Here is a 17,032-nt window from a genome sequence, read left to right on the forward strand (position 1 = left end):
GTCAGCGACGCTAGGAATCGGGTGTGCGGCAGGGGATCGCCCTGGGGAGCCAGGTTGGACCGACCGGTCCGGCCGGGCCCGGCCAGCGGCTCACCCCGCTGGGTGAGGCCCGGCTCACTCCCTGGTATGACGACGCGGACCACCCCGGTGCGTAGGGTCGGGAGCATGAGCAGGAGAGGGCGTCCGGAGCGGCCCCCGGGACGGGGCCGCCGCGCGTGGCGGTGGACGACCACGCCGGTCCGCGCCGGGGGGCGGGCCGTCCTGGTCCGGCCCGCGCAGGCGCTCGGACGGCGGCTCAACCAGGTCGGCCCGCGCGGCTGGGACCTCGTCCTGTGGCTGGTCACCGCGGTCCTGTTCATCATCGGCTGGCCGACCGTGCAGCTCAGCCACGAGGTCCAGGGCAGCCTGATGCCGGTGGTGGCGGCCATCGGGGTTGCCCCCCTGTTGCTGGCCCGGCTGCACCCGCTGCTCGGCTGGGGGCTGTGGACCGTGGGCGGCGTGGTCGTGCCGCTGCTGTTCGACCGAGCCCCCGGCTACGACTTCCCGTGGCAGGTCACGGCCTTCCTCGTGCTGCTGGCCCTGCTGTTCGCCGTGGCGCTGCGGGACGGGGCGCGCGCCATCGCGATCACCTGGTTGGTCACGGCCGTCCTCTTCGTCGTCCTCCTGCCGAACGAGCTGAGCGCCGGGTGGGTGTTCGGCGTCACGGCCGTGATGGGTGTCGGCCTCCTGGTCCGCTGGCTGGTCCGCTCCCGCCGGGAGCTGGCCGAGCAGACCGAACTGGGCGAGCTGGAGCGGGCTCGCCGCGCCATCGCCGAGGAACGCACCCGGATCGCCCGCGACCTGCACGACGTGGTGGCGCACCGGATGTCGATGGTGGTGGTCCAGGCGCAGAGCGCGCCCTACCGGCTCGGCGGGGTGGAGCCGGAGGTCTCGAAGGAGTTCGCCTCGATCGCCGACCAGGCCCGGGAGGCGCTCAACGAGGTGCGCGGCATGCTCGGGGTGCTCCGCAGCGACGGTCAACTGGCCGAGGACGTCCCGCAACCGGGCACCGACGACGTGCTCGAGATGCTCCAGCGGGCACGGGCGGCAGGATTGGACCTGAGCTGGGAGGGCACCGGCGACCCCAGCCGCTGTGGGGCGTCGACCGCGATGGTGCTCTACCGGATCCTGCAGGAGTCCCTGGCCAACGCCTCCCGGCACGCCCCAGGGGCGCCGGTCACGGTGGACGTCGACTTCGGTGACCAGGTGCTGCTCCTGGTTCGCAACGGCCCGTCATCCAGGGCCCCCGGGCCGGGGCGGCATTCCGGCCAGGGGATCATCGGTATGCAGTCGCGCGCCGCCTCCGTCGGGGGCGGGTTGACCGCCGAACCGACCGTGGACGGCGGCTTTGAGGTGCGGGCGCACCTGCCCGCCAGGGCCGCGTCGGATCCGGCGGCCGCCGACGCGGCCTCGTAGGGTGGGGACCATGTCGATCAGCGTCCTCATCGCCGATGACCAGGCGATGGTCCGCCAGGGGTTCGGCGCCCTGCTCGCCGCCCAGCCCGACATCAGCGTCATCGGCGACGCCCCGGACGGGCGGGCGGCCGTCCAGCAGGTCGTGCAGCTGAGGCCCGACGTGGTGCTCATGGACGTGCGGATGCCCGAACTCAACGGGCTGGAGGCCGCCGCCGACATCATGTCCCGGCGCCTCGACCCAGCACCGAAGGTGCTCATGCTGACCACCTTCGACATCGACGACTACGTCTACGAGGCGCTCCGGCTCGGTGCCAGCGGCTTCCTGCTCAAGGACGCCCCGGCCGACGAGTTGGTCCGGGCGGTACGCGTCGTCGCAGCGGGGGAGTCACTGTTGGCCCCCTCGATCACCCGCCGGCTCATCGAGGAGGTCACCCGTCGCCGGCCGGCGCAGCAGGGCAGCTCGGCCGCACTGGCCCAGCTCACCGGGCGCGAGCGGGAGGTCCTCGAACTGATCGCCACCGGCATGTCGAACGCCGAGATCGCCGGTCACCTGTTCGTCGCCGAGCAGACCGTGAAGACTCACGTCGGGAAGGTGTTGGCCAAGCTGTCCCTGCGAGACCGTGCCCAGGCGGTCGTGTTCGCCTACGAGAACGGTGTCGTCACGCCCGGCTGACATAGGCTCACCCCGTGACCGATCCGTATGCCGACCCACCCGGCTACACGGCATACGACCGTGAGCGGTGGGTTGCCGAGGACCCGGCACAGAAGCGTGCCGACCGGCAGGACTTCGCCCGCGACCGGGCCCGCGTGGTGCACTCGGCGGGGCTGCGCCGGCTCTCCCAGACCACCCAGGTGGTGCAGCCGGACTCGGACGACTTCGTGCGCAACCGGTTGACCCACTCGCTCGAGGTCGCCCAGATCGGACGGGAGTTCGGTGCCGCCCTCGGCTGCGACGCCGACGTGGTCGACACGGCGTGCCTGGCGCATGACATCGGGCACCCGCCGTTCGGGCACAACGGCGAGGCGGTGCTGGACCAGTTGGCCGGGGACATCGGCGGGTTTGAGGGCAACGCCCAGACGCTGCGGGTGCTCACCCGCCTGGAGGCTAAGCGGGCGCACCCGGACGGTCGCTCGGCCGGCCTGAACCTGACCCGGGCCAGCCTGGACGCCGCGACCAAGTACCCGTGGGAGCGCGGGCAGGGGCCGGTCCCGACCCCGAAGTTCGGGGTCTATCCGGACGACCTGGACGTCTTCGGATGGTTGCGTGCGGCAGCGCCGGAGGGGGAGCCGACCCGGCGGTGCCTCGAGGCTCAGGTGATGGACTGGTCCGACGATGTCGCGTACTGCGTGCACGACGTGGAGGACGCGGTGGCCTCCGGCCGGATCGACCCCAGGGCGCTGCGCTCGCGGGCGGAGCAGGAGCAGGTGGTGGAGGTGGCGGCGCGCTGGTACGCCCCCGACCTGGACCCGGCGGAGCTGGCCGCGGCGATCGGGCGCCTGCTGGCGAGCGGGTGGATCCCGGAGCGGCACGACGGGTCGCGGGCCGACCTGGCGGCGCTGAAGGACATGACCAGCCGGCTGATCGGCCGGTTCGTGCACACCGTGGAGCTGGCCACCCGGGAGCGGCACGGACCCGGGACGCTGACCCGGTATGCGGCGGAGCTGGTGATCCCGGACGCGGTGCGCGCCGAGACGGTGGTGCTCAAGGCGACCGCCGCCTACTTCGTGATGCTCAGCGACGAGCGGCAGTCGGTGATGGGGGACCAGCGGGAGATCGTCGCCGACCTGGTCGCGCACTTCACCGCGCACCGCGAGGCGATGGACCCGTTGCACCGGCAGGCCCGCGAGGCGGCCGAACGCGCTGGCCAGGACGCCACGGCACGGCGCGCGGTCATCGACCAGGTGGCCAGCCTGTCCGACGCCCGGGCCCTCGCCCTGCACCACGCCGTGCGCGGAGCCCGTTAGGCGCCGCGCCGCGGTGCCACTACCCTTGTCCCGGCACGGGTGATCGATGTGGCCGGGTGGGCCCAGCACCGGTGCCGAGGGGAGACACTGATGAAGTTCAAGCGTGCACTGGTGGGCGTCGCGAGCGCCGCCCTGCTGTTCCCGACCCTGGCCGCGTGCGGCGGGAACGACGATTTCTGTGAGGTGGGCGAGGACATCGACAGCTCGATGTTCGACCCGAACGACCCGGCGGCGGCCAAGGACACCATGCAGGACCTGGCCGACCAGGCGCCCGACGAGATCAAGGGCGACTTCGAGGTGATGGTCGAGCAGTTGGAGCTCATGGAGTCCGACCCGGCCAGCATCGACACCGCGGCCCTGTCGGAGGCTGCCGAGAACATCACGACGTGGGGCGAGGAGAACTGCGAGTCCTGAGCAGCCCTGCGATGGCACCGAACGGCCCCGGCTCCGGCGGGGGCCGTTCGCCGTCTCCGGGGCCGGTCAGTCGTCGGCGTCCGGCACCGGCTCGGCACCCTCGGCCTCGTCGCGCTCGGCCCACTCCAGCAGCGGGGCGATGTCGAACGTCGCGTCGTCGATCCCGGAGTGCAGGTCGCCCAGCCCGGCATACCGGTCCGGCATCGTGGCGACCGTGAAGTCGCGCGGGTCGACGTCGGGCACCTCGTCCCAGGTGATCGGCGCCGACACCCGAGCGTCGCGGGTGCCCCGCACCGAGTAGGCGCACGCGATCGTGTGGTCCCGGGCGTTCTGGTTGAAGTCGACGAAGACGGCCGAGGGGTCGCGGTCCTTGCGCCACCAGGTGGTCGTCGCGTCCTGCGGCGCACGTCGCTCCACCTCCCGGGCGAACGCCAGCGCGGCGCGCCGCACGTCGTGAAAGCCGTGCTCGGGCTCGATCCGGACATAGACGTGCAGGCCGGACCCGCCGGTCGTCTTGGGGAACCCGGTGGCCCCCAGCTCGTCGAGCACCTCCCGCGCGACCCCGGCGACCCGCTGCACAGTGGCGAAGTCGCACTCCTCGCCCGGATCCAGGTCGATCCGCCACTCGTCGGGCCGCTCCACGTCGGCGCGGCGGCTGTTCCACGGGTGGAACTCCACGGTCGACATCTGCACCGCCCAGATCACGCTGGCCAGCTCGGTGACGCACAGCTCGTCGGCGGTGCGGTTCCACCGCGGGAAGGTCACCCGCACCGTCTCCACCCAGTCCGGCGCCCCGCGCGGCAGCCGCTTCTGGTGCACCTTCTCCCCGGTGATCCCCTCGGGGAAGCGGTGCAGCATGCAGGGCCGCTCGCGCAGCGCGTTGACGATGCCGTCCCCGACGGACAGGTAGTAGCGGGCCAGGTCGAGCTTGGTGTGCCCCGGCTCGGGGAAGTAGAGCCGGTCGGGGTTGGAGATGCGCACGGTGCGCCCGCCGACCTCCAGCTCGGTCGCGGGAGTGCTCGCCTTGGCCATGGGCCTAACCCATCACAGGTCGGACCCGGCTGTCACCGTCCGGGGCGTATGTCGTGTCCGTCACGGCTCGAGCACGGTCACCGGGTCGCCCACGGCGATCCGGCCGGTGACCTCGGGCACCAGCTTCATCGCGAACCAGGTCTTGCCGCCCTCCCGACGGTGCCGGGCCAGGGTGCGGATCGGCTCCTTGCCGCCCTGCCGGGTCGTGGGGTCGATGGTGGTCATCACGCACCGGTCGATGCGGACCGGGACACGGAACTCCACCGATCCGACCCGGATCCGGCGCCACCCGTCCTCGGCGAAGGCCTCCGCGACGCCGTCCACCACCAGGTTCGGGCGGAACCGGCCCATCTCCAGGCCACCCGGGGCGGGCTCCTCCCGCTGTGCCGCGGTCTCCCGGACCCAGTGGTTGAGCCGGTCCAGGGAGGTGCTGGAGGCCAGTGAGACGGGGGCGCTGTCGGCGAATGCCGTGTGGTCCTCCGGCCTCGCCCAGTCGGGGTTCAGCCGGCGCCTGGTCGGGTCGTCGCACCAGACCAGGCGGAGTCCGTCCCGGCCGGTGACCCGGCACACCCACGCGTCGCCCTCGGCGCCGGCCGGGGTGGCGACCAGCGCCGTGCGGTGCAGCAGCACGGGCACCTGGCGGCCACCCGGTGCGGCCAGGTGCAGGTCCGGCACGCCGCCGGCCCTCAGCCGGAGGTCGGCCCCGACCGCGGGATCGGTCGCCGGCGTGTCCGCGGTGATCCGGAAGAGGGCCGGCAGCTCACGGGCGCTGACCAGCGTGCCGGCGGTGTCCACCACCATCCACTCCCGGTCCCCGACCAGACCGGCACGGCCGACCGTGGCCGAGGCGACCGGGCGGATCGCGGTGGACTTCACCGGGTGCAGGTGGATCGCCGAGAGGTGCACGGCGGCAGCCTACGCGCCGGGGTGCTGCGCGTCCGGCCGCCGGGGGAGCAGCAGCACCAGGGCGAGCACCAGCACGGCCAGCACCGCCGCCGTGGTGACCGCCCACTGGACACCCCCGGCCAGGGCCAGCGCCTCGGGGGTCCCGCGGTGCTCCAGGGTCGAGGCCCGGGTCGCCATGATCGTGACGACCAGGGCGGTCCCGGCGGCGGCCGCGACCTGTTGCACCGTGCCCAGCAGCGCGCTGCCGTGGGCGTACAGGTGGTGCGGCAGGCTGCCCAGTCCCAGCGTGAAGATCGGCGTGAACATCATCGCCAGACCCACGCTCAGCAGCCCGTGGAGCAGCAGGAAGCACCACCACGGGGCGGCCTGCACGGCATACGCCGTCCCCGCGAGGGCGAGGAGCACGATCACCGCACCGGGGAGCACCAGGGTGCGCGCACCGACCCGGTCGTACAGCCGACCGACCACCGGTCCCAGCAGACCCATCACCAGGCCTCCGGGCATCAACAGCAGGCCGGTCTGCAGGGTGGTCAGGCCGCGCACGTCCTGCAGATACAACGGCAGCAGGATCATCACGCCCATCAGCCCCATGAACGACAACGATGCGACGGTCACCGCGATGGTGTAGAGCCGGTGCCGCAGCACCCGCAGGTCCAGCAACGGGGCACCGCCGCGCTGCAGCCGCAGCTGGCGCAGCACGAAGACGGCCAGTCCCACCGCGCCGACGGCCAGCGCGATCAGCGGCACGACACCGCCGCCCTGGGTCGACGAGGCGGCCGTTCCGGCACCCTCGCCGCCCTCGCCGCCGAGCTGGCTCAGTCCGTAGATCAGGCCGCCGAAGCCGACCACGGTCAGCAGGACACTCAGGCCGTCCAGCCGCCCGGGGGTCTGCGGCTCGTCCCGCTCCAGGAGTCGCAGCCCGGTCACCGCGATGAGCGCCGCCAGTGGGAGCACCAGACCGAAGATCCAGCGCCAGGAAGCGAACTGCAAGATGATGCCGGACACCGCCGGACCCAGTGCCGGGGCGACCGAGATGGTCAGGGTGACGTTGCCCATCACGGTGCCGCGGTGCTGCTCTGGCACCAGGTTCAGCACCGTCGTCATCAGCAGGGGCATCATGATCGCGGTCCCACAGGCCTGCACGACCCGCCCGGCCAGCAGCACCGGGTACACCGGTGCCAGGCCCGCCAGGAGCGTGCCGGCACAGAACAGGGCCATTGCCAGGGCGAAGCTGCTCCGGGTGCCCAGCCGCTGCAGGATCCAGCCGGTCGAGGGGATTACGACGGCCATGGTCAGCATGAACGCCGTGGACAGCCACTGGGCCGCCCTGGCGTCGATCGTGAAGACCTCCATCAACTGCGGGATGGCGTTCACCATGATCGTCTCGTTGAGGATCACGACGAATGCCGCGACGGTCAGCACCGCCACGACCACGGCCGTGCGTCGCTCCTGCCCGGTCCGTCCGGTCCGTCCGGTGGTCCGTGTCGCCACGCTTGGGTCACCTACTCTCTGTTGCTCTGGTCCGTCGGTATGTCGTGGGCAGGCTGTGCCGTCGTCAGGACTCGTCGGGGGGACAGACCGGTGGGCCCGTGGGTTCTCATCGGCGGCGTGCGCCGGCGCACCAGGTCGACGGTAGGTTTCGCCACTGCCCGCCTCAACCCGTTTTCGTCGTGGGTGTCGCCGCCCGAGCCCGTCCCGGAGAGCGCCTGTAAAAACCAGTAGGCATCCGGGAGGGAGGGTGCCACCGTGGACCATGAGCACAGACACCCGCGGCGGCGACGTATGGGCACCGATCGCCGAGCACCTGAGCCGCATCGAAGATGACGGGTTCTCCGGCCTAGTCCGGGTCACCCGCGGGCCCGATGTGCTGTTCGAGTCCTGTCACGGCCTGGCGGATCGGGCCGCCGGCCTCCCCGTCCACCCAGGCACCCGGTTCGCTGTCGCCTCGCTGTGCAAAATGTTCACCGCCGCCGGCGTGCTGGACGCGGTGCGCCGCGGGGCGCTGTCACTCACCAGACCCGTGGTCGACATCCTCCCGCCGGAGCTGCGCCCGACGACGCTGGATCCCGGCGTCACCGTCCACCACCTGCTCACCCACACCTCCGGCATCGCCGACTACTTCGAGGAGGACGAGGACCTGCCGGACTACCAGGAAGACTACGAGGCCCTCTGGACAGACCTGCCCGCCTACCGGGTCCGGCGCCCGGCCGACTTCCTGCCGCTGTTCGCCGACTTACCCGCCATCCAGCCTCCAGGGGTTTCCTGCCGCTACTCCAACGCCGGATACCTGCTGCTCGGCCTCGTCCTGGAACAGGTCAGCGGCACCGACTTCGTCACCGCCGTCACCGAGCGCGTGCTCGGGCCGGTGGGCATGGCCGCAAGTGGCTACTTCGCGGTGGACGAAGTTCACCCGGACCTAGCCGTGGGCTATCTCCGGCCGCAGGAGGACGGTATGCCGTGGCGCAGCAACATCTACGCGATGCCGCCGGTGGGTGGTGCCGACGGCGGGGCCTATTGCACGGCCGCGGACATCGAACGCTTCCTGCGCAACATGGCCGCAGGTGAGCTCCTCGGGCCGGAGCTGCGAGAGGCGATGCTCACCCAGCAAGTGATGTTCGATGAGGACAAAGCAGCCGGCTGGGGGATGGGCTACGGCGTCTACGTCAACACGGTGAAGGGGGTCTTCCTGCACGACGGGGGTGACCCCGGCGTGGAATCCCTCGGCCGGCTGAACTACCGGACCGACACCACGATCGTGGTGCTCGCCAACGTCGAGGGTTTCGTGGACGACCTGACCGGCCCGCTCATCGACGTCCTCGACGGCGGGTGACAGCGGGGCGGGCACCTGCCAGGATCCGGGCATGACGATCTCCTCCCGCCACGTGCAGACCGCCCGGCTCGACACCTTCGTCCGGGAGGCCGGACCGGAGACGGCACCGGTCCTCGTCCTGGTCCACGGCAACGTGTCCTCCTCGGTCTTCTTCGAGCCGCTGATGGAAGAGCTCGCGGGGCAGTTCCGGCTGATCGCGCCCGACTTCCGCGGCTACGGCGACTCCGAGCGGCTGCCGATCGACGCCACCCGGGGGATGAGGGACTTCTCCGACGACCTGGCCGCCCTCCTGCAGGCCCTGTCGGTCACCGACCCGGTCGACCTGCTCGGCTGGTCCGCCGGGGGCGGTGTGGTGATGCAGTTCGCCATCGACCACCCGGAGCGGGTGCGCCGCCTGGTGCTGGAGTCGGGCATGTCGCCCTACGGTTTCGGCGGGACCCACGGGGAGGACGGACGGCCGACCACCGCGGACTTCGCCGGGTCGGGCGGGGGCACCGTGAACCCCGACTTCCTGGCCCGGCTCCGGGACGGCGACCGGGGCGAGGACCCGGCCAGCCCGCTGACGACGCTGCGCCAGTTCTACGTCAAGCCCGGCCTGTCCTTCCCGGAGGACCTGGAGCAGCGCTTCCTGGACGGCATGCTCGCCACGAGCGTGGGCGAGGCCACCTACCCGGGCGACAGCACCCCGTCCGGGCACTGGCCAGGTGTCGCGCCCGGCACGACCGGGATGAACAACGCGATCAGCCCCGCCTACTGCGACCTGTCGCCGTTCGCCGACCTCGACCCGGCGCCGCAGGTCCTGTGGGTCCGCGGGGACCAGGACCAGATCGTGTCCGACACCTCGCTGTTCGACATGGGCTACCTGGGCCAGGTCGGCGCGGTGCCCGGCTGGCCGGGGGAGGAGACGTTCCCGGCGCAACCCATGGTGTCCCAGTTGCGGCACGTGCTGCAGCGCGCGGGTGGGCACACCGAGACGGTCTACCCGGACTGCGGCCACAGCCCGCACCTGGAGCACCCCGACCGGTTCGCCGCCGACCTGCGCGCCTTCCTGGCCTGAGCCGGGGCCCCGCCGGCTGGGGACGCCCGGGGCGGCCGTCGCGTCCGCCACCTAGACTCACCTGGACAGCGAAGGAGGGTCCGTGGCGGGACTGATCAGGCCCGAGGACGTGCAGGAGGTCAAGGAGCGCACGTCCATCGAGGACATCGTGCGCGAGCACGTCACGCTGCGCTCCGGCGGCGCCGGCGCCCTCAAGGGACTCTGCCCGTTCCACGACGAGAAGACCCCGTCCTTCAACGTCCGCCCCGCCGTCGGGTCCTACCACTGCTTCGGATGCGGTGAGGGTGGCGATGTCATCTCCTTCGTGATGAAGGTCGACCACCTCACCTTCGCCGAGGCGGTCGAACGCCTCGCCTCACGCCTGGGCATGGAGTTGCGGTATGAGGAGTCCTCCGGACCGGGCCGCCGCGACTCCGAGGGCGGGTTGGGCAAACGGGCCCGGCTGGTGGAGGCACACCGGGCCGCGGCCGAGTTCTACCACCACGCCCTCGTGGAGCCCGCCGACCCGGCATACGGCGATGCGCGGGCGGCGCGGGACTTCCTGCGGGACAAGGGGTTCAACGGCGATGATGCCCGACTTTTCCAGGTCGGGTATGCGCCCCGGTCCGGCGACGCGCTGTCCGGCCACCTGCGCGGCCTCGGCTTCACCGTGGACGAGCTGGTGCTCGGCGGCCTGGTCCGGCGGGGCGGCCGCTACGACGTCTTCCAGGGCCGGGTGATCTGGCCGATCCGCGACATAACCGGCGACACGGTCGGGTTCGGCGCGCGCAAGCTCTACGACGACGACCGGATGCCGGGCAAGTACCTCAACACCGCGGAGACGCCGATCTACAAGAAGGCCACGGTGCTCTACGGGCTGGACCTGGCGAAGAAGGCGATGTCCACCCAGCGCCAGGCCGTCGTCGTCGAGGGGTACACCGACGTGATGGCCTGCCACCTGGCCGGCGTGGAGACCGCGGTGGCCACCTGTGGGACCGCCTTCGGGGTCGACCACATCAAGATGCTCCGCCGGATCCTGCGCGACGAGGCGAGCACCGCACCGGCCAAGGTGGTGTTCACCTTCGACGGCGACGCGGCCGGGCAGAAGGCGGCGATGCGGGCCTTCGAGCAGGACCAGCGGTGGGCCTCGCAGTCCTTCGTCGCGGTCGCCCCGGCGGGGCAGGACCCCAACGACCTGCGCAGCTCCGCCGGTGACGAAGCCGTCGCCGAGCTCATCGAGGGCGCCGTGCCGATGTTCGAGTTCGCGGTCCGCACCACGATCGCCCCCTACGACCTGGACCGTGCCGAGCAACGGGTGCATGCGATGCGCGCCGTCGCGCCCATCCTGTCCGGGATCCGGGACCGGTCGCTGCGCCCCGAGTACGTGCGCACCGTCGCCGGCTGGCTGGGCGTGGGGGTGGAGCAGTTGGGTGCCGAGGTCGCCCGCGCCGGCCGGGGGCCGGCCACCCGTCAGGGTCGGTATGCCGACGAGCCGCCCCACCGCGACCGGTCCGGGGAGCACGGTGGTCCCGCGGGCCGGGGTCTGGACGGGGCCGGCGACGCGGTCGCGGGGGAGGCGCCGCCGGAGCACCTGCCCGCGCCGGACCTGCGGGACCCCCTCGTCTCCGCGGAGCGACAGCTCCTGCAGGCCGCCCTGCAGTTCCCCGCGAGCGTCGCCTCCGAGCTGGTCGACCCGCTGAGCCCGGACAGTCTCAAGGCGCCGGCGCACCGGGCGGTGCTGCACGGCATCCAGGCCGCCGGCGGCGTGGCCGGGGCCCAGGGCCAGAGCGCGGCGGCGTGGACCTCGGCGGTCACCGAGCAGACCCCGCCGCTGGCCCGCCCGCTGGTGCACGAGCTCGCGGTCGCCCCGCTGCCGGTGCGGCTGGAGCCGGACGGCCGGCCACCCCAGCGCTACGTCGGCTCCCTGGTGGTGCGGGTGCTCGAGGCCGGCCTGACCCGCCGGATCGAGGACGCGATGAGCGCCCTGCAGCGGGCCGGGGCCGACGGCACGGACAGTCGGAGGATCAGCGAGGAACTGATCCAGTTACAGCGCGAGCGGGTCCGGCTGCGGGCCGGGACGGAGTGAGGATGGCACTGCTGGGTAGGCGATGGAACACGGTGCCCGACGACGTGCCCAAGGGCAACCCGGCGCCGCCGGAGGCGGTGCTGCGGTCCGCCGGGCTGGGGTCCGGGGAGAAGGTGCACGCGGCGGCGCAGGACGACTGGGACGGTGCGTGGGTGCTGGCGACGACCTGGCGGGTGGTGACCGTCGGCGACGACGGGCAGGTGCAGCTGGACCGGCCCTGGCTGACCGTCGACTCCGGCAGCTGGGACCCGGACACCTACCAGCTGGGGGTGTCCTGGGTGGACGGGACCCCGGTCACCCGGTGGCGGTTGCGCCGCAGCAGCGGCCCCGGCCGGTTGCCGGAGGCGCTGCACGACAGGGTCTCGGCCAGCGTGGTGCTCACCCGGCACGTGGACCTGGGCACCGGACGGACCGCGCGCGTGGTGATCCGCAAGGACCTCGCCACCCGCGAGCTGCACGAGCAGGTCCTGGTGGACCGGGCGGCGCGCCCAGGGGACACCGAGCTGCGGGACGAGGTGGCCCGGGCCCGGACCGAGGTGCGGAGCCAGGTGGGCCTGCCTCCGTCGGGCACCCCCGGCGATTGGTGAGTGGTCCTCCCCGTTTGGTACAGTCTGACGTCGCTGCGCAACGCGTGCGGCAACCTTCCCCTGTAGCTCAATTGGCAGAGCAGCCGGCTGTTAACCGGCAGGTTGTTGGTTCGAGTCCAACCGGGGGAGCGGCACGAGCGGCCCGGACCTCGCGACGAGGTCCGGGCCGTCGCCGTTCTCCGGGCGGCGTGATGGTCCACGAGGAGGGCAGATGGTCCAGCAGGACACCGAGATCAGCTGGTTGACCAGCGCCGAGGCGGTCGCCCGTGCGGACCGCGTCTCCCAGATCTACCAGGCGGCGCTCGGGCACCCGGACTCGGCCAGGGACCACTTCCGCCGGACCTTCCAGGACTGCATGGCCAGCTACGAGGGGGCGACCTGTCTGGTCGCCCGGGCGGACGGGGACATCGTCGGCTTCCTCTACGGCTTCGACTTCGTCGCCGGGCACTGGTGGCCCGACCAGATCACCCCGGCGATGGCCGAGCACGGCCACCAGGGATGGTTGGCCGACACCCTGGAGATCGTCGAGGTCGAGGTGGACCCGGCATACCAGGGCCGTGGCATCGGCACGGCGTTGCTCCGGACCCAACTGGGCGCGATGACCCAGCGGCAGGCGTTGTTGGCCACCAAGCCGGACAACCCGGCCCGCCGGCTCTACGGCAGGCTCGGCTTCCTCGAGCTGCTGCCCGACTTCGTCTATCCGGGCAGCGACTACGCGGCGGTGATCATGGGGTGGCGCCCCGCCGTCGTTGGGACCTAGCCGCCTCCACCGCCCAGCTGGGTGTTGGCCTTGAGGTCCGGTCCGCCGGCCGTGCTCGGTTGATCGAGGACCTCGCTGCTGCCCACCGGGCCCGCGGTGCGGCCCTTGCGGCGCTGGCGCGCTTCGACCGCCTCGGCGATCTTGCTGATCCCATAGTTGATCACGATGAACATCACGGCCACGAAGATGTACGCCTGCAAGATGTTGCCGTTCTTGCTGCCCAGCTGGCGCCCGGCCATGGTCAACAGTTCGGGGTACAGGATGATGTACCCCAACGCCGAGTCCTTGGTGATCACGATGATCTGGCTCACCAGGGTCGGCAGCATGGCGGTCAGGGCCTGGGGGACCAGGATGGTCCGGCGGGTCTGCGACGGCGTGAGGCCGATGGACAGCCCCGCTTCACGCTGCCCCGAGGGCAGTGACGAGACCCCGTTGCGGATCACCTCGCACAGCACCGCGGAGTTGTAGAGCACGAGCCCGGTCACCGTGGCAATGAGCGGATTGAGTTCCGTGGGGGTGAAGTCGTTGCGGGACAGGAAGAAGGCGGTGAAGATCATCATGATCAGCACCGGGACGGCACGGAAGAACTCGACGAAGACGCCGACGGCCCAGCGGAGCGGAGCGATGTCCGACATCCGACCCATGGCCAGGCCCAGGGCCAGGACCATCGAGATCACGATGGCCAGGGCAGCCGCGCGGAGCGTCTCGAACAGGCCCGGAAGCACGTAGGTGTCCCAGGTGGTCCACCGGAGGAAGGGGGTCCACCTGTCCGCCTCCCACTGGTTCCGCTGGTCCATCCGGCCGTACACCCAGTAGAGGACCGCCAGCAGGGCGAGGATGCCGAGCACGGCGATGATGCGGTGGCGGACGCGGGCCTTGGGGCCCGGAGCGTCGAACAGGACCTGGGAACTCATCGCCGCACCGCCAGCCTGCTGGAGAAGTAGCTCACGATCAGTCCGACCGGCAGGGTCAGGATCACGAAGCCGATCGCGATCACGAGGAAGACACTGACCATCACGTCCGGGCGGAACTCGATCATGTTCTTCATTGCCAACGACGCCTCGGCCACCCCGATCGCCGAGGCGACCGTGGTGTTCTTGGTGAGCGCGATGAGGACGTTGCCCAGCGGGGTGATGGCACCCCGGAAGGCCTGCGGCAGGATGATCTGGCGCATGCTCTGGGGGAACGTCAACCCGATCGAACGGGCCGCCTCGGCCTGCCCGACCGGGATCGTGTTGACGCCGCTGCGCAGTGCCTCACAGACGAAGGCGGCGTGGTAGACGGCCAGGCCGAGGATCGCCAGCCGGAAGTTGAGGGTGGGGATGAAGTTCTCGCTGCCCCGCGTCGCGGGTTCGATCCCGAGTTGCCCCCACAGGCCGAGGCTGGTGAACACGATGATCAGGGTGAGCGGGGTGTTCCGGATCAACGTGACGTAGGCCGTCCCGATGCCATTGAGGATCTTGACCGGCGACAGCCGGAACACGGCGACAATGGTGCCGATCACCAGGGCGCCGATCCCGCCGAAGAACGTCAACTTGATCGTCATCCAGAACGCGGCGACGAGGTTGAACTGTTCGATGAGTTCGAGCACGGGCACACCTCCTTCAACAGGGCGGCGCGACCGGTCGGCGAACGCTGGGTCCGCCGACCGGTCGTCCTGAGCGCAGGTCCGTCAACGGCGGGTCAGCCGCAGTGACCGCCGGGAGTCGGCGGGTTCAGGTCGGCGTTCGGGGTGTAGTTGGCCGGTCCGAGGTTGTCCTCGATGATCTGGTCCATCGTCCCGTCCTCCCACATCGCGGTGAGGATCTCGTTGACCTTCTCGCAACGGTCGTCGCCCCGCTGCATGCCGGCACCGTAGTTCTCCTCGGAGAACACCTGGCCGACGACCTTCAGCTGACCGGCGAACTGCTCCTGGGCGGCATAGCCGGCCAGGATGGTGTCGTCGGTGGTCAGCGTGTCGACGGTGCCGTTGACGAGCATCTCCACGCACTCGGAGTAGGACGCGTACTCCTGGAGGTTGCCGCCGTACTCATCCTTGACGTTGGCCGCCGAGGTGGAGCCGGTCACCGAGCACAGGATCTTGTCGCCGAGGTCCTCCGGGCCGGTGATCGAGTCGTCGTCGGCGCGCACCAGGAGGTCCTGGCCGGCCACGAAGTACGGTCCGGCGAACTGGACCCGCTCCTCACGCTCCGTGGTGATCGAGTAGGTGGCGAAGATGATGTCGACCTGACCGGTCTCCAGCAGGTCCTCGCGCTGCGGGGAGGGCGCCTCGCGGAAGGTGATCTGGTCCTCGGTGTAGCCCAGCTCCTCCGCCACGTGACGGGCGATGTCGACGTCCATGCCGACGTAGTCGCTGCCGTCCTGCTCGCCGAGGCCCGGCTGGTCGATCTTGATGCCGATGGTGATGCCGTCGCCGCCCTCGCCCCCTGCGGTGCTGTCGCCGTCGGAGTCACCGTCGCCGTCGTCGCCACCACAGGCGCTGAGCGCGAGGGCACCAGCCGCCAGAACGGCCACGAGTCGGTAGGTCGATTTTTGCATATGAGTCTCCTTAGTGGGTCAGGATCTTGCCGAGGAAGTCCTTGGCACGGGCGGATTGGGGGTTGGTGAAGAACTCTTCGGGGGTGTTCGACTCGACGATGGCTCCGTCGGCCATGAACACCACGCGGTCGGCAGCCTTGCGCGCGAAGCCCATCTCGTGGGTCACCACGATCATGGTCATGCCGCTCTTGGCCAGCTGGACCATCACGTCGAGGACCTCGTTGATCATCTCCGGGTCCAGGGCAGAAGTGGGCTCGTCGAACAGCATGACCCGGGGCTCCATCGCGAGCGACCGGGCGATGGCCACGCGCTGCTGCTGGCCACCGGAGAGCTGCGCCGGGTACTTCGCCGACTGGTGGGCGACGCCGACACGCTCGAGCAACTCCATCGCGCGCTTCTTGGCCTGGTCGGCCTTGACCCCACGGACCTTGACCGGGCCGAGGGTGACGTTCTCCAGGATCGTCTTGTGGGCGAACAGGTTGAACGACTGGAAGACCATGCCGACGTCTGCGCGGAGGCGGGCCAGCGCCTTGCCCTCCTCCGGCAGGTCCTCACCGCCGATGCTGATCCGGCCGGACTCGTAGGTCTCCAGCCGGTTGATCGTGCGGCACAAGGTCGACTTGCCCGACCCGGAAGGGCCGATCACGACCAGGACCTCACCCTCGTGGACGGTGAGGTTGATGTCCTGCAGCACGTGCAGGTCACCGAAGTGCTTGTTCACGCCCTCCAGCACGACCAGGGGCACACCACTGTGTCCGGCCGACTCTTCGGGCGCTGGTGTGGGGTCCGTCATGGGGGGAACCCTACTTATCAGGGGCGCGGGGCGGGCCGTATTGGGACACCCTGTAACCAAAATGAGTCCTAACGCCCGTGGGGCGGGGTCCTCCGGGCGCCCGGTGAACGGGTGTCCGGGATCGCGCGTCCGCCGGTTACCATCGACCGTCCGGGCCAGTAGCTCAGCCGGTTAGAGCAGCGGACTCATAATCCGTCGGTCGCGGGTTCAAGCCCCGCCTGGCCCACCAACTCCGGTCGCCGGTCGCGACGCGGGCGATGCCTCATGACCACACGCGCGAGCAGGAACGCGACCCCTCCGGCCAGGAGGGCGGCGCCCCCGAGGAGGGGCGCCGGCCAGCGGCCACGGTCGAAGCCGCCGGCCTCCCGGACCTGGGCGTCGGGGACCAGGCCGGCGGCGAGCTGGAAGTGGCCGATCCCAAAGTTCCCGTCGCCGTTGACCGTGCTGATCCCGCGGGTCCGACCGGTGTGGAGGTCCAGGGCCGTGACCCGGTAGAGCTCGTCGTCGTCCTCGGGGTTGTGCCGGGCGGTGGCGTCGTCGAGGACCACCACCTCCCGGTCCCCGGTCCAGCCCAGGATGCCGTAGCCGCCGGAGGCGGCGTAGCTGAGCGCGGCAGGGACGTCACGTCCC

The 17,032-nt window shown here is 71.2% G+C and carries 17 protein-coding genes and 2 tRNA genes; 12 read left to right on the plus strand and 7 right to left on the minus strand.

The features are described 5' to 3' along the window. The first annotated feature begins 23 nt into the window (after positions 1–23). The 5 genes from FB467_RS19320 (at position 24) to FB467_RS10115 (ending at position 3,834) form a co-directional block, all read left to right on the plus strand. Positions 24–155 carry a hypothetical protein gene (locus FB467_RS19320; RefSeq protein WP_267128632.1) on the plus strand — a complete coding sequence of 44 codons (132 nt, stop codon included), beginning with the start codon at positions 24–26 and terminating at the stop codon, positions 153–155. A 10-nt stretch (positions 156–165) separates the two neighbouring features. Then, on the plus strand, positions 166–1,455 hold the full coding sequence (locus FB467_RS10100; protein ID WP_141784982.1) for a sensor histidine kinase: 1,290 nt from the start codon (positions 166–168) through the stop codon (positions 1,453–1,455). A gap of 10 nt (positions 1,456–1,465) precedes the next feature. Continuing rightward, the gene (locus FB467_RS10105; protein WP_141784983.1) at positions 1,466–2,128 is read left to right on the plus strand and encodes a response regulator; all 663 of its coding nucleotides are present in this window, start codon (positions 1,466–1,468) and stop codon (positions 2,126–2,128) included. A gap of 14 nt (positions 2,129–2,142) precedes the next feature. Beyond that, entirely contained in the window at positions 2,143–3,420 is a 1,278-nt protein-coding gene (locus FB467_RS10110) for a deoxyguanosinetriphosphate triphosphohydrolase (RefSeq protein ID WP_141784984.1), read from the plus strand. A gap of 90 nt (positions 3,421–3,510) precedes the next feature. Then, entirely contained in the window at positions 3,511–3,834 is a 324-nt protein-coding gene (locus tag FB467_RS10115) for a hypothetical protein (protein ID WP_141784985.1), read from the plus strand. Between the two features lie 66 nt (positions 3,835–3,900). On the opposite strand, the gene ligD is transcribed toward FB467_RS10115, so the two are convergent. From ligD to FB467_RS10130, 3 genes are read right to left on the minus strand one after another with little or no spacing between them, the layout of a single operon-like run. Further along, complete coding sequence (gene ligD, locus FB467_RS10120) at positions 3,901–4,866, minus strand: non-homologous end-joining DNA ligase (protein WP_141784986.1); 966 nt, start codon at positions 4,864–4,866, stop codon at positions 3,901–3,903. Between the two features lie 60 nt (positions 4,867–4,926). After that, positions 4,927–5,772, minus strand: a complete 846-nt coding sequence (locus tag FB467_RS10125) for an MOSC domain-containing protein (RefSeq protein ID WP_141784987.1) — start codon at positions 5,770–5,772, stop codon at positions 4,927–4,929. 9 nt (positions 5,773–5,781) lie between these two features. Further along, complete coding sequence (locus FB467_RS10130) at positions 5,782–7,263, minus strand: DHA2 family efflux MFS transporter permease subunit (RefSeq protein ID WP_228393484.1); 1,482 nt, start codon at positions 7,261–7,263, stop codon at positions 5,782–5,784. Positions 7,264–7,525: 262 nt separating this feature from the next. Here FB467_RS10130 and FB467_RS10135 point away from each other — a divergent pair, with 262 nt between their 5' ends. The 6 genes from FB467_RS10135 to FB467_RS10160 all read left to right on the plus strand — a co-directional run bounded on the left by FB467_RS10135 (position 7,526) and on the right by FB467_RS10160 (position 13,071). Further along, on the plus strand, positions 7,526–8,602 hold the full coding sequence (locus FB467_RS10135; protein WP_141784988.1) for a serine hydrolase domain-containing protein: 1,077 nt from the start codon (positions 7,526–7,528) through the stop codon (positions 8,600–8,602). 31 nt (positions 8,603–8,633) lie between these two features. Continuing rightward, positions 8,634–9,659, plus strand: a complete 1,026-nt coding sequence (locus FB467_RS10140) for an alpha/beta fold hydrolase (protein ID WP_141784989.1) — start codon at positions 8,634–8,636, stop codon at positions 9,657–9,659. An 82-nt stretch (positions 9,660–9,741) separates the two neighbouring features. Continuing rightward, positions 9,742–11,724, plus strand: coding sequence for a DNA primase (dnaG, locus tag FB467_RS10145; RefSeq protein ID WP_141784990.1), 1,983 nt, complete (start codon positions 9,742–9,744; stop codon positions 11,722–11,724). A gap of 2 nt (positions 11,725–11,726) precedes the next feature. Then, positions 11,727–12,311: a hypothetical protein gene (locus FB467_RS10150; RefSeq protein WP_141784991.1), complete on the plus strand. Its 585-nt coding sequence runs from the start codon at positions 11,727–11,729 to the stop codon at positions 12,309–12,311. 56 nt (positions 12,312–12,367) lie between these two features. Then, positions 12,368–12,440 (plus strand) — tRNA-Asn (locus FB467_RS10155). Positions 12,441–12,522: 82 nt separating this feature from the next. Further along, the gene (locus tag FB467_RS10160; RefSeq protein WP_141784992.1) at positions 12,523–13,071 is read left to right on the plus strand and encodes a GNAT family N-acetyltransferase; all 549 of its coding nucleotides are present in this window, start codon (positions 12,523–12,525) and stop codon (positions 13,069–13,071) included. On the opposite strand, the gene FB467_RS10165 is transcribed toward FB467_RS10160, so the two are convergent. The 4 genes from FB467_RS10165 to FB467_RS10180 form a co-directional block, all read right to left on the minus strand. Then, complete coding sequence (locus FB467_RS10165) at positions 13,068–13,985, minus strand: amino acid ABC transporter permease (protein ID WP_141784993.1); 918 nt, start codon at positions 13,983–13,985, stop codon at positions 13,068–13,070. The genes FB467_RS10160 and FB467_RS10165 overlap by 4 nt on opposite strands. Then, positions 13,982–14,662: an amino acid ABC transporter permease gene (locus tag FB467_RS10170; RefSeq protein WP_141784994.1), complete on the minus strand. Its 681-nt coding sequence runs from the start codon at positions 14,660–14,662 to the stop codon at positions 13,982–13,984. Before FB467_RS10170 ends, FB467_RS10165 begins: the two co-directional genes overlap by 4 nt. 92 nt (positions 14,663–14,754) lie before the next feature. Further along, a complete protein-coding gene (locus FB467_RS10175) occupies positions 14,755–15,609 on the minus strand; it encodes a glutamate ABC transporter substrate-binding protein (protein WP_141784995.1) in 855 nt (284 codons plus the stop codon). A 10-nt stretch (positions 15,610–15,619) separates the two neighbouring features. Next, positions 15,620–16,402 (minus strand): amino acid ABC transporter ATP-binding protein, encoded by a 783-nt coding sequence (locus tag FB467_RS10180; protein ID WP_425325833.1) that lies wholly within the window; start codon positions 16,400–16,402, stop codon positions 15,620–15,622. Positions 16,403–16,554: 152 nt separating this feature from the next. Between FB467_RS10180 and FB467_RS10185 the strand changes: the two genes are divergently transcribed. Next, positions 16,555–16,631: transfer RNA gene (locus FB467_RS10185), tRNA-Ile, on the plus strand. The last annotated feature ends 401 nt before the right edge of the window (positions 16,632–17,032 follow it).

Source organism: Ornithinicoccus hortensis, assembly GCF_006716185.1.
Taxonomy (GTDB): Bacteria; Actinomycetota; Actinomycetes; order Actinomycetales; family Dermatophilaceae; genus Ornithinicoccus; species Ornithinicoccus hortensis.

Coding starts and splice junctions, on each gene's coding strand:
- FB467_RS10180 (WP_425325833.1), bottom strand. CDS start 16,402: ATGACGGACCCCACACCAGCGCCCGAAGAGTCGGCCGGACACAGTGGT.
- FB467_RS10135 (WP_141784988.1), top strand. CDS start 7,526: ATGAGCACAGACACCCGCGGCGGCGACGTATGGGCACCGATCGCCGAG.
- FB467_RS10160 (WP_141784992.1), top strand. CDS start 12,523: ATGGTCCAGCAGGACACCGAGATCAGCTGGTTGACCAGCGCCGAGGCG.
- FB467_RS10140 (WP_141784989.1), top strand. CDS start 8,634: ATGACGATCTCCTCCCGCCACGTGCAGACCGCCCGGCTCGACACCTTC.
- ligD (WP_141784986.1), bottom strand. CDS start 4,866: ATGGCCAAGGCGAGCACTCCCGCGACCGAGCTGGAGGTCGGCGGGCGC.
- FB467_RS10105 (WP_141784983.1), top strand. CDS start 1,466: ATGTCGATCAGCGTCCTCATCGCCGATGACCAGGCGATGGTCCGCCAG.
- FB467_RS10165 (WP_141784993.1), bottom strand. CDS start 13,985: ATGAGTTCCCAGGTCCTGTTCGACGCTCCGGGCCCCAAGGCCCGCGTC.
- FB467_RS10100 (WP_141784982.1), top strand. CDS start 166: ATGAGCAGGAGAGGGCGTCCGGAGCGGCCCCCGGGACGGGGCCGCCGC.
- FB467_RS10150 (WP_141784991.1), top strand. CDS start 11,727: ATGGCACTGCTGGGTAGGCGATGGAACACGGTGCCCGACGACGTGCCC.
- FB467_RS10175 (WP_141784995.1), bottom strand. CDS start 15,609: ATGCAAAAATCGACCTACCGACTCGTGGCCGTTCTGGCGGCTGGTGCC.
- FB467_RS10115 (WP_141784985.1), top strand. CDS start 3,511: ATGAAGTTCAAGCGTGCACTGGTGGGCGTCGCGAGCGCCGCCCTGCTG.